This window comes from Lederbergia ruris (assembly GCF_018332955.1).
In the GTDB taxonomy this organism is placed as follows: Bacteria; Bacillota; Bacilli; order Bacillales; family Bacillaceae_C; genus Lederbergia; species Lederbergia ruris.
Window position 1 is genome coordinate 18,182 of the sequence record NZ_BORB01000034.1, and the last position, 12,089, is coordinate 30,270.

Sequence of the window (12,089 nt, forward strand, 5' to 3'; positions counted from 1 at the left end):
ACAAACCACCATATTAAAGGTAAGGGAAAATGGGGATCCATTTACTGTTTTACATTCACGAAAGGAGCGTTCCTCACTCATGAAAACAAGAGTCTCTCTGCTCCTCATAATATCTGTATTTATGCTTGCATCCTGTGGTGGAGCGGATGTAGGAAATGAAAAACTGGATTATGATCAAACAAAGAAAATGATTGTCGACATACTTAAAACAGATGACGGAAAAAAAGCCATTCAAGAAATTATTAGTGATGAAGATATAAAGCAACAATTGATTATGAACGAAGATGTTGTCAAAAGCTCTATTGAGCAAGCATTGACTTCCGAGAAAGCTGAGGAGTTTTGGAAAAGGTCTTTTCAGGATCCTAAATTTGCAGAAGCTGTTGCAAAAAGCATGAAAACAGAACATGAGGCTTTGCTTAAAGATCTAATGAAGGACCCACAGTATCAACAGTTGTTCATTGATATCCTTAAAGATCCCGAACTTCAAAAGGAATACTCTACAGTTGTCAAAAGCAAAGAATTCCGTGAACATTTACAGAACGTCATCTCAGAGACGATCGAGAGTCCCTTATATAAAGCCCAAATAGAAGACCTCTTACTGAAGGCTGCAAAAGAGGCAGGGGAGAAAGCTGATAAGGGGGAGAAGGACAAAGATAAATCATGATTCACGACCGTAATAGCCAAGGTAAATAAATGCCCCTTAAGTTCTATTAAGAACGTAGGGGCATTTTTTTATAAATGAAATTACCCTAAAATGTTGGCAACTTTATGAGCGATTTCTTGATAAACCTTTCCAATTCGATGATCTTCTGCATAAACAGACGGAGCAAATTCCTCTTCATTCCAATCTGGTTGTTGTAATGGAAGCCTTCCGAGAAGCTCGGTTTGTAGTTCCTCTGCTAGCTTATCTCCGCCGCCTTTGCCAAAGACATATTCCTTTTCTCCCGTCACTTTACTTTCGAAATAGGCCATGTTTTCAATAACTCCAAGGATTTCATGGTTTGTTCTCAAGGCCATAGCACCGGCTCTAGCCGCAACAAACGCAGCTGTAGGGTGTGGCGTTGTCACAATAATCTCTTTACAGCTTGGTAACATGGTGTGAACATCCAAGGCCATATCCCCTGTTCCAGGTGGTAGATCTAACAGTAGATAATCAAGTTCTCCCCATTCCACCTCGGTAAAAAAGTTATTTAACATTTTCCCTAACATCGGACCACGCCAAATAACAGGAGCATTATCCTCTACAAAGAAGCCCATCGAAATGACTTTGACTCCGAAGCGTTCAACAGGCAAAATTCGATCTCCTTTTAATTTCGGACGCTCCTCAATTCCCATCATATCTGGGACACTGAAGCCATAAATATCCGCATCAATTAAGCCAACTTTTTTACCAAGACGCGCTAAAGCAACAGCTAAATTAACAGAAACGGTTGATTTTCCAACCCCGCCTTTTCCGCTCGCAATGGCAATAAAAGTTGTCGAGCTATTGGGAGATAATAGTCCTCCAGGTTCTTCGCCCGGGATGGATCCGGAAGCTCGGTGCTTGTCTAATTCCTCTTCAGATAATTGGGCAAAACGAATGCCAACACTGGCCGCACCAGCTTCTTTCAAAGCCTCTACAATTTTCATTTGAAACTGTAATTGTTCTGGCGTTCCTGTCTTGGCAATTGCGATTTTTACACTAATATGAGACTTCTCTTCTTTGATTTTTACCTCTAGAATCCCGTTTGTCTCTTCAAGCGTTTTATGTAGTAATGGATCTTCCATTTTGTTCAATATTTCAATTGCTTGCTCGTTCGTAACCAAAATTGGCACCTTCCTTTTTGTGGATTCGCTTTCTACTCCTAGTATAACATACTTCACTTTTATCAGAATGTTATACGCTTGGAGGGAAGAATATGAAAGGAAGGTGCAAATATAATTTTAGGAGGATGTTCAAAAAGTCCGGTAAAAATGACACTGCGAATTTCTTCGTTGGCTTGTTTCTGTGCTGCTCATGTATTAGGAGAAGGTTCTTCTGCTAAAACCGCCCACGTCCTGTGGGCAACGTAGAAGTCAGCACATCCTGTGCAAGTCTGCTCCTTGGAAAAGAAAACCACTTTTCCGGCGTGCGATGCGGATTCAGGGAAGCTTTCCTTGTGCTCGAAACTGCGCCGCCTCGAACTTTCGACGCACAGGATGTGCTAGTGTCGGCGTTGCTGACAGGACGTCAGCGTAGTCGCCGACGGGTCCTTTTTATCCTCCTTTTTGAACACGACTTTTTAGGAGTCCGATTCAAGTGAAGGTTCTTTTGTGAAATAGCGCGTAATGCCTTTATAGATTGAAAAAGCTACTTTATCTTGATAAGAATCTAAAAGTAGGTTTTCTCGTTCTGATGGATTTGATAAAAAGCCAATTTCCACTAATGCACTTGGCTTTTTAGATTTTTTCAATAAATAAACATGTTCAATGACTTTAGCTTTTCGGTCTGTGTTCTCTAAAGTCTCAACCAATTCATCTTGAATAAAAGTGGCAACCCGTTTGTTCGCTGCGAAATGTGGCGCATAAAAGGTTTGGGCCCCACTCCAGCGGGGTGATGGAATGGCATTCAAATGAATACTAATGACAAGATCAGCGTCTGACTCATTTACCAGCTTCACTCTTTTATGCAGATCTTCAGTTTTTCTTCTGCTATACCCTTTTACATCAGCACCAGCTAAGTCCTTGTCTGTCTCCCTTGTCATTAATACTAAAGCTCCCTGTTCCTGAAGGTAATCACGCAATTTAAGCGAAACCTCTAAGGCAATATCCTTTTCCAATGCTTCAGAGTCTCCCGCGCCCCCATCTGGGCCACCATGACCTGGATCTAAATAAATGATTTTCCCTGATAATGGAAGGTTCCAGGCATCAAAGGAATCTTTCGGTATAAACTTATACTGCAATAAGAGAAATAATACAGCCGCCCCGATAAAAAATAAGATCACTTTTATACTTTTTCTCATCCCCAAATCCCCTTCACTCTTTCTCTTTTTAACCTATGGGACAAGAATCCTTTTTAGAACTTTAATGTAAGCGAAGTTTATATCGCTGTTCGCCGTTTTGAAAACCTCTGCTCCACCAGTTATTGACAAACTGTTCACAAGCTTCGTAAGTAGACTTCTCTTCAATTAACTTTTGTCCATAATCCCAATAAAGCCAGAAATTATATAAGGTATTCATGTAATGTGCTCGATCTTCATAACATCGTTCCCTAATCATTTCTAGCGTCTCCCCATAAAGAACGAATCGGCTATACTCCCCTCCATTTAAGTACGCTTCAATCGCAATATCAAAGCACGCTTCCTCTAAGCTGTTCTCGCCAAATATCCCTACTCCAATCGTCCTCATATGATGAAGAACACTTTTCCTTAATTCATCTATTGAAAGATTACGTAATAATTTCCTTTCATATGTTAACTGTTTTTCTCGCCTTTTCTCTGAAAAAGATGCGATATTGTTCATTTTGTTTTCAGCCTCCTACCTATAGTCTCAACGTTCAAATAAAAGTCATGCATAACTGGTTATAAAAAAAAGCGCAGTTTTTTTCCATTTAACTGAAACGTTTTCCCACATAGAAACGTCTATATAGGAGGAGGAGAAATGCCTATGAAGAAGAAGTGGTTCATATTCACAATCCTCATATTATTAGCGGGATGCTCTGAGGCAACGATTGAGTGGACGGATTTTCTAGAATTTCAAGGAGATCAGTATCTTGCAAGCCCTCATGTTGAAATTTCGGATCCGAATTTTATCGGGGAGCCCATTGGGGAAATTAAGAAAAAGTTAAAAGACCATGTCAAAAATGCAAAATATACTCCTAAAAATGGAGATGCTGCTTATTTAGAAGCGGGGACGAAACTATACTCTGTCATTAATCATTCTCATCTTGTCGCGGTTAGAGATTCAAATAAAATTAATGGGTATAAGATTTACGTGAAAGAAGGTTATGTATCAGATAAACGTATACTGGAACAAATAGATCCACCATCCTTTAAAAAAATAGAGGTCTATGAAGAGGTTGAATATAATCAGTTTCTCTTCAAAAAGTTAATTGAGAAAAACGAAGAATTACAAACATTGATAGCTCTTTTACAATCAAACCAAACAAATGACTCCGTTGTTTATCGGGAGGAGGACCCACAATCAAAGGCGTTTACTTTTATCTTATATTCAACTTCCCCCATTGCAGAAAAACATGCGATTTACTTTAATGGTGAACATTATTTTGACAAAAACCATCATATTTTATCAAAAAAAATTGAGGATTTTCTAGTGGGTACGGAAGAATCGGAGAGTGGGTGAAAACGTTCGTTTGGATGTATTTGTGATCCCTTTTAGATTCGAGTTAATACATACTGACTTAAACCAAAAGAAGTCACCGAAAATGCGCTAGTTGGTGCACGGAAGTAAGAACTTAATTTCTTTACATTAAAAAAACAGCTTACTTTTTAAAAATAAGCTGTTTTTCCTACTGTTTTAGTCCATCATAGATCTGCTCGATAGTATACGCCAAAAATTTTATTATGTGTCACCCGCGCATCTGTCTTTTTTGACACAGTTTCCATTAGTTTTGCTCCGACATTTTCGATTTCTCTTGAATCTTCAGTTTATATTATGGTTTATCGCGTTAAGCCATCAGTAAGGATTTGAATATTATAATTTAAATATTTCACATACGTATCTACTTCTTCACCAGGCTTGCCGATCTCATCTGAATAAATGGGCTTTTCGTAAATCTCAACACCTGTCTCGGAAGAAACAGTTTCCATTGGACGGGTATCGACATTCGATTCTACAAATAAGGTAGGTACATTATGGTCCTTAATATAAGAAACTAAATTCTTAATTTGTTCCGGTGATCCGTTTTCTTCTGTATCAATTTCCCAAATAAAAGCCTCTTTTAATCCAAAATGATCCGCCAAATATTGAAAGGCACGTTCACTAGTCACAAGTATCTTGTCTTTTTCAGGCAGAGCCCCAAGCTTCTCTTCATACTCTTGATTGATCTCCTTCAGCCTTTCTACATATTCGTCTCCTCTTTCCTTATACCCCTCTTTATGATCGGGGTCAACCTCCATAAGCGCATCACGCATATCCTCGGCCATCACAATGCCAACCGCCGGATCAATAAAGGCATGTGGATTGATTTCTTCATCTTTTCCATCTTTTCCAGCAAGGTACATTGGCTTTACACGTTCTGTTAAACTGTATATATTTTCTTTCTTCTGCCCTACAGAATCAATCATTTTAAAGAACCAACCCGCTTTACCGCCTTCCAAATTTAATCCATTATAAAAAAGGACATCTGCATCAGTTGCTTTTTTTATATCTTCTGGCAAAGGCTCATATTCATGTGGGTCTGTGCCTGTTGGAACAAGGTTATGAATTTCGACATCATCGCCACCAATTTCTTTTGCCATATCCGCAATGATGGTAAAGGAAGTGACCACTTGAAGCTTATCTTCACTGTTACCGGAAGTCTCTTCCTGACCTCCACAAGCACTAAGTAAAAAGATTGCCATACTCAATAGGGTCGTTCCTAGAAAAAACTTTTTCATTTGACACATACTCCTTTATCGCTACTCATTTTGCCTGTTCTGGAACAATTGGCATAAAACAATCGCCGTGTTTTGTAATCCCCTCTTGAAAAAAATTTGTAAAATCCAACTCACTTCCATAAAATTTTTCGGCACGTCGTTTAATCATTTATGACTGTACGCCGCTTATATTTACGAATTGTGTTCCACAATATTCCTTGTTTTGGCGAAAAAATAAATACTAATAGAAAGATGCTCGTCGCTACAAGTGCGATGACTGGACCTGAAGGCAGATTAAGTTCAAAGCTGATGTAGAGGCCCAGTACTGCGGAAATCGCTCCAAATAGGGATGCAAGCCAAATCATAGTCGACATCCGATTCGTTAAAAGATAGGCACTTGATGCCGGTGTAATCAACATCGAGACAACTAAAATAACGCCAACCGTCTGTAAGGAGGCAACCGTAACAAGGGTTAATAAAACCATGATTCCGTAATGAATCATTCGAGTTTTCAAGCCATATGCTGCTGCCATCGTTTCATCAAAACTTGTAATCAGCAATTCCTTGTAAAAAATTAACACCGTTAAAACGACTATGGCCCCAATAATAATCGTAAGCCACATGTCAGATGCCCTTACAGCCAGAATATTTCCAAACAAAATCTGTGTTAAGTCTGTAGCACTTTTAGCTAACGTAATCATAATGATTCCAAGGGCAAACGCGGCAGAAAAAACGATCCCGATCGCCGAATCATTTTTAATTCGGCTATTTCGACTGATCGCACCAATCCCAAGAGCAGTTAATACTCCGACCACTACCGCACCATAAAAATAGTTAATGCCCAAAATGTAAGAAATGGCTACGCCTGGCAGTACCGCATGCGAAATAGCGTCCCCCATTAAAGCCATCCCTCTGAGCACAATAAAACTACCGATTACTCCGCAAATAATGCCCACAACAATGGAAGTAACAAACGCCTTTTGTAAAAATGCATAATTCATTAAATCAGATATAAATTCCATTAAACCCCTACCCCCAAACCTGTCAACTGTATGTGTGAAGTTTGGTAGGCCTGTTGAATTTTCTCGTTACAAAACACCTCACGGACAGGTCCGGCGCCAACTAGTTCTCCATTAAGCAATATCAAGTCATCAAAGTAAGCTTCCACCTTCCCTAAATCATGATGGACAACGAAAATTGTTTTTCCAGCTGCTTTCAATTCTTTTAAAATATCAATGATTACTTTTTCACTAGAAACATCAATTCCCACGAATGGTTCATCCAAGAAAAAGTATTCCGCTTCCTGGGCAAGAGCTCGAGCAAGAAATACTCGTTGCTGTTGTCCACCGGATAGTTCTCCAATTTGGCGTTTGGCAAAATCCGCCATGCCCACCTTCTCTAAGCATTCCTTTGCCCACAGTTTTTCTTTTTTTGCTGGTCGGTGAAATACACCTAACTTTGGATATGTGCCAAGAAGTACTGTATCTTGAACAATAATGGGGAAATCCCAATCTATATTTGAACGTTGCGGTACGTACGCAATTTTTTTCCTCACAGCCTCTAACGATTTCCCTTCAAAGGTAATCGTACCGGACTTTTTTGAAATAAGTCCTAGTGCAGCCTTGATCATTGTTGACTTTCCAGCCCCATTTGGGCCAATAATGCCAATTAATTTACCAGTCTGAAAGGAGAAACTTACATTTTTAATCACTTCTTTATCTGCATAGGAGACATTTAGATTATTTACAGATATTTCTCCACTCACGCTTTCCCACTCCTAACTATATTGTATATATCTATATTAATTCACCCTAGCAATTTAAGTTTCCCTAATGCAACTTTTTAATTATTATAGTACTAAATTCAAGATTAGTAAACAGTTTGGTGTCATTTTATTTTTATTTTTTATTATTGTTACTACACTTGAATGCTAATATGTCCAAAATATAACTTTTGAAAATTCCCCCTGAAAAAGTTGATTATTTTCTCCCCTTTCTCACTAAAATATGTTATATTTAAATTGAAACATTGATCAGCATTTCACATTCACGTTATGTATTGCTCAATGGTTCACAATTTTTGTTATGGATTGCTCAATTATTCACAAGACAATTTTACTGGGAGGGCTTTTTATGAATCAGTGGCAAAATTTTATAGAAGGATCCTGGCAATCAGAAGTGGATGTTCGTAATTTTATCATGCTTAACTTTACTTTATATGAAGGAAATGGCGACTTTTTAGCTAAGCCGACAAAGGAAACAGAGATCCTATGGGAACAGGTTATGGAATTAACCAAGCAGGAAAGAGAAAATGGTGGCGTTCTCGATATGGATACTCGGATTGTATCAACCATTACCTCTCATGGAGCTGGTTATTTAAACAAAGACTTGGAAAAAGTGGTTGGATTTCAAACAGATCAACCATTTAAACGTTCCCTCCAACCTTTTGGGGGCATTCGCATGGCAGAAGCAGCTGCAGAAGCTTACGGTTACAAAGTGGCGGACGAAGTCCATGATATTTTTACAACCTATAGAAAGACGCATAATCAAGGTGTCTTTGACGTTTACACCCCTGAAATGAGAATGGCTAGAAAAGCAGGAATTATCACAGGCCTTCCAGATGCCTATGGTCGCGGAAGAATTATTGGCGATTATCGCCGGGTGGCTCTTTACGGAGTCGATTTCCTCATCCAAGAGAAACAGAAGGATTTAATGCTTAGTGATGGCACAATGACAGAAGTAATCATTCGTGAACGAGAAGAAATCGCCGAACAAATTAGAGCGCTTCATGAATTAAAAGAGCTTGCCCAAAGCTACGGCTTCGATATTTCAAAGCCGGCTAAAGATGCACGTGAGGCCTTCCAATGGTTATATTTCGCCTATTTAGCTGCGATTAAGGAACAGAATGGCGCTGCCATGAGTTTAGGACGTGTCTCTACTTTTCTTGATATTTATATTGAACGAGATTTACGGAATGGAACATTGACTGAAATAGCAGCGCAGGAGCTTGTTGATCATTTTGTGATGAAATTAAGACTTGTAAAATTTGCAAGAACACCTGATTATAATGAGTTATTTAGCGGGGATCCAACATGGGTGACAGAATCGATTGGCGGAGTCAACCTTGATGGAGTACCACTTGTAACGAAAAATTCATTTCGCTTCTTGCATACTCTAGAGAATCTTGGCCCAGCTCCTGAGCCTAATTTAACGGTTTTGTGGTCGCCTAAACTACCTAAGGCATTTAAAGATTTCTGTGCCCAGATGTCCATTCAAACAAGTTCGATTCAATATGAAAATGACGATATTATGAGGGAACATTACGGGGATGACTATGGGATTGCTTGTTGTGTATCCGCGATGCGGATCGGAAAACAAATGCAATTTTTCGGGGCACGTGTGAACTTAGCTAAAGCATTGCTCTACGCCATTAACGGCGGAGTCGATGAACTTCAAAAAGTTCAGGTTGGACCTGGATTTGCTCCGATTACCACAGAATATCTCCAATTTGACGAAGTCATAGAGAAGTTTGATCAAATGATGGATTGGCTAGCAAAGCTATATATGAATACATTAAATGTGATTCATTATATGCATGATAAATATAGCTATGAACGGATTGAGATGGCTTTGCATGATCGAAATGTCTTAAGAACGATGGCTGGAGGGATTGCGGGCTTATCGGTTGTGGCCGACTCCTTAAGTGCCATCAAATTCGCCAAGGTGAAAACGATTCGTGATGAGGATGGGCTTGTCGTTGATTTTGATATTGACGGTGATTTCCCTAAATATGGAAATAATGATGATCGAGTGGATGAGATCGCCGTTGAAGTTGTGAAAACATTTATGAACAAGTTTCAGAAGCATCAGGCTTACCGTGGGGCTACTCCGACTCTATCTGTTCTAACGATTACTTCTAATGTCGTATACGGCAAAAAAACCGGAAACACGCCAGATGGTAGACGTAAAGGTGAGCCATTTGCACCAGGGGCAAATCCCCTTCACGGAAGAGATCAAAAAGGTGCGCTTGCATCCCTTAGCTCTGTTGCCAAATTACCTTATGATTATGCGCTTGATGGCATTTCCAATACTTTTTCCATCGTTCCAAAAGCACTAGGAAAAGAAGAAAAAGTAAGGAATACGAATCTTGCCGCTATTCTGGATGGATACATGGTGAAAAAAGGTCACCATTTAAATATTAATGTCTTCAATAGAGAAACATTACTAGACGCGATGGAGCATCCTGAACAATATCCCCAATTAACCATTCGGGTGTCAGGATATGCGGTTAACTTCATAAAATTAACACGAGAACAACAAATCGACGTAATTAATCGTACCTTCCATGAAACAATGTGAAAACAAAGGCGCAAGCGCCCGTTTAGCGACGTACAAACTTGGATAATAAGGTTGAACGGCTAAAATCGCGCCGTCCTGGCGCAACGCCGTTCTGACCAACATCCTGTTGGCCTGAGATAAAGGAAACACGATGAACCACGAAAAGCGGAAGGCGGTTGTTTAGGGGCGACAAGCAAATGTTCCTAAACCTAGGAAGGGCGGTTTTTCCCTTCCTAGGTTTAGGGTTATTTGACCTCGAGCCCCTACCGCCTGTAGCTAGACACCGAAGGGTGAATCGATGTTGACTTACGCAAGCAGGCACCGAAAGTTTGCTAGTCGCTGGGCGCTGGAGCCAGACGTCAATACCCACTATTAGATCTTATCCGCAAGCTAGAATTTTATAGTTTAACAAGAACAAAGGTGCAAGCGCCCTGGAATAGGAAGACAATGTCTGTCACACCTATGCATCCAAGGGGTGACAGACCGATCTTCAATTTTACCGAAAAGGGGGTTAGAAGGATGAAAGTGCAAACAAGGATTCACTCTGTAGAGTCTTGCGGGACAGTCGATGGTCCTGGTTTACGATATGTCATTTTTACACAGGGATGTTTATTACGATGCTTATATTGTCATAATCCAGATACTTGGGCCTTTGGCAGAGGAGAAGGGAAGGAAATTTCCATAGCAGAGTTAATGAAGGATATACGAAGTTACCTTCCTTTTCTACAAGCCTCTAATGGAGGGGTGACAGTAAGTGGTGGTGAACCGCTGTTGCACACAGAGTTCATAACAGAGTTATTTACCGAATGTAAAAAACTCGGGATCCATACATGTATCGATAGTTCAGGGGGCTGCTTCACAAGAAAAGAGAGATTTATCCGATCACTAGATGCTCTAATGGAAGTGACCGATCTTGTCTTATTAGATGTAAAACAAATCGATCCGCAAAAACATAAAGCTTTAACCAATGTATCTAATCAACATATTCTTGATTTTGCTCATTATTTGGAAGAAAAGCAAAAGCCGGTTTGGATTCGCCACGTTCTTGTACCAGGTTGGACAGATGATGAAGATAATTTACGACAGTTATCCACTTTCATTCATAGCTTAAACAATGTTGAGAAAATTGAAATCCTCCCTTACCACCAATTAGGCGTTTATAAATATGAGGCAATGGGATTAGATTATAAATTGAAGGGTGTACAAACACCATCAGAGGAGAAAGTAAACTGGGCCTACAACTTACTAACAAATGAAGATCAGGTTCTACAAAGAAAATGATATAAAAAGTGGCCAAAGACTTATAATTTCCTGCAACAAAAAAAGGGGCTGGGACAAAAATAAAAAAATAAGCTCTAAAACCGAACAATGCATTACCTTAGCGGAGGAAATATACGTAGACTCCAGCGGGAGGAAAGGCATCGGTGAGATCCCGGAGTGCGATAGCACGAGGAAGCTCACCAGCCGCCCGCGGAAAGCGAAGTATATTTCCGGAGCGGGGACATGCATCATACTAGTTCGGTTTTTTCTTTGGTGAAAACACTTTTGTCCCAGCCTCTTTTTAATTTGAAGTGTGTATATGGGTAACAGGTAACAACTGTCGCTAATACCTATAAGCACTTTCGCATGTATTAGCCTGTGGCTCATAATAACAATGTTGTTTATATTGCCCCGCAAATGGTTGATCATACCATGTAGGTGGACACGGAGCATACGGATTAAAATACCAAAGAGCATACTTAGAAGGATGTTGTCCCCAAGACTTTACTACTTTTCGTGCCAAATTTCTCTCTACATCTCTTGCTGGACTGTAAAATAAATTTCCTTTTTGTACTGCTTCAAAAGAGTAATTTCCACCTTGAACTTGAAAAATTACATCCCGTATGGTTCTTAAATCTTTAAAATCTAAACAATCAGCTACCGTTCGATTGACAATGACATTTCCAACCATAAGCATCCCTAGTCGCCCTTCGCCCTCAGCCTCTGCCCGCATCATCCGTGCAATTAAATCAATGTCACTATCTCTGTACTTTACTCTCGCCACTTTTCATCACCCCTATCAAGAAATGTATTAAAAACGGCATGCAAAAATGTCAAGTGGTTTACTAATTTCTAAAATCCTTATCTACTAAGGGCTTTCCTTCTTGGTGAAGCATATACAGGACCCCGGTTTCATTTTCTTCCAATATCTCTGAAA

11 protein-coding genes are annotated in these 12,089 nt (G+C 39.7%); 4 read left to right on the forward strand and 7 right to left on the reverse strand.

Features of this window, described 5'->3' with window-relative positions; translation table 11 throughout:
* Positions 1 to 79: 79 nt before the first annotated feature.
* Entirely contained in the window at positions 80 to 664 is a 585-nt protein-coding gene (gene gerD / locus KI363_RS16510) for a spore germination lipoprotein GerD (protein ID WP_158323536.1), read from the forward strand.
* An 80-nt stretch (positions 665 to 744) separates the two neighbouring features.
* Here the strand turns inward: gerD and salA are convergent, their stop codons facing one another.
* The 3 genes from salA to KI363_RS16525 form a co-directional block, all read right to left on the reverse strand.
* Complete coding sequence (gene salA / locus KI363_RS16515; RefSeq protein WP_373306802.1) at positions 745 to 1,767, reverse strand: iron-sulfur carrier protein/transcriptional regulator SalA; 1,023 nt, start codon at positions 1,765 to 1,767, stop codon at positions 745 to 747.
* A gap of 494 nt (positions 1,768 to 2,261) precedes the next feature.
* Positions 2,262 to 2,981, reverse strand: a complete 720-nt coding sequence (gene cwlD / locus KI363_RS16520) for an N-acetylmuramoyl-L-alanine amidase CwlD (protein WP_212967009.1) — start codon at positions 2,979 to 2,981, stop codon at positions 2,262 to 2,264.
* Positions 2,982 to 3,042: 61 nt separating this feature from the next.
* Positions 3,043 to 3,480, reverse strand: coding sequence for a DUF2521 family protein (locus KI363_RS16525; RefSeq protein ID WP_158323533.1), 438 nt, complete (start codon positions 3,478 to 3,480; stop codon positions 3,043 to 3,045).
* Between the two features lie 144 nt (positions 3,481 to 3,624).
* Here KI363_RS16525 and KI363_RS16530 point away from each other — a divergent pair, with 144 nt between their 5' ends.
* The gene (locus KI363_RS16530) at positions 3,625 to 4,320 is read left to right on the forward strand and encodes a hypothetical protein (protein WP_212967010.1); all 696 of its coding nucleotides are present in this window, start codon (positions 3,625 to 3,627) and stop codon (positions 4,318 to 4,320) included.
* Between the two features lie 317 nt (positions 4,321 to 4,637).
* Here KI363_RS16530 and KI363_RS16535 read toward each other — a convergent pair whose 3' ends face one another.
* The 3 genes from KI363_RS16535 to KI363_RS16545 all read right to left on the reverse strand — a co-directional run bounded on the left by KI363_RS16535 (position 4,638) and on the right by KI363_RS16545 (position 7,320).
* Positions 4,638 to 5,576 carry a metal ABC transporter solute-binding protein, Zn/Mn family gene (locus KI363_RS16535; protein WP_246516914.1) on the reverse strand — a complete coding sequence of 313 codons (939 nt, stop codon included), beginning with the start codon at positions 5,574 to 5,576 and terminating at the stop codon, positions 4,638 to 4,640.
* A 140-nt stretch (positions 5,577 to 5,716) separates the two neighbouring features.
* The gene (locus KI363_RS16540) at positions 5,717 to 6,577 is read right to left on the reverse strand and encodes a metal ABC transporter permease (RefSeq protein ID WP_212967012.1); all 861 of its coding nucleotides are present in this window, start codon (positions 6,575 to 6,577) and stop codon (positions 5,717 to 5,719) included.
* Complete coding sequence (locus KI363_RS16545) at positions 6,577 to 7,320, reverse strand: metal ABC transporter ATP-binding protein (RefSeq protein WP_212967013.1); 744 nt, start codon at positions 7,318 to 7,320, stop codon at positions 6,577 to 6,579. The genes KI363_RS16540 and KI363_RS16545 overlap by 1 nt, the downstream gene beginning before the upstream one ends.
* A 367-nt stretch (positions 7,321 to 7,687) precedes the next feature.
* Between KI363_RS16545 and pflB the strand changes: the two genes are divergently transcribed.
* Both pflB and pflA read left to right on the forward strand, forming a co-directional pair.
* The gene (pflB, locus tag KI363_RS16550; protein WP_212967014.1) at positions 7,688 to 9,913 is read left to right on the forward strand and encodes a formate C-acetyltransferase; all 2,226 of its coding nucleotides are present in this window, start codon (positions 7,688 to 7,690) and stop codon (positions 9,911 to 9,913) included.
* 498 nt (positions 9,914 to 10,411) lie between these two features.
* A complete protein-coding gene (gene pflA / locus KI363_RS16555; RefSeq protein ID WP_212967015.1) occupies positions 10,412 to 11,173 on the forward strand; it encodes a pyruvate formate-lyase-activating protein in 762 nt (253 codons plus the stop codon).
* 322 nt (positions 11,174 to 11,495) lie between these two features.
* Here the strand turns inward: pflA and KI363_RS16560 are convergent, their stop codons facing one another.
* A complete protein-coding gene (locus KI363_RS16560) occupies positions 11,496 to 11,936 on the reverse strand; it encodes a cell wall hydrolase (protein WP_158324399.1) in 441 nt (146 codons plus the stop codon).
* Positions 11,937 to 12,089: the final 153 nt, after the last annotated feature.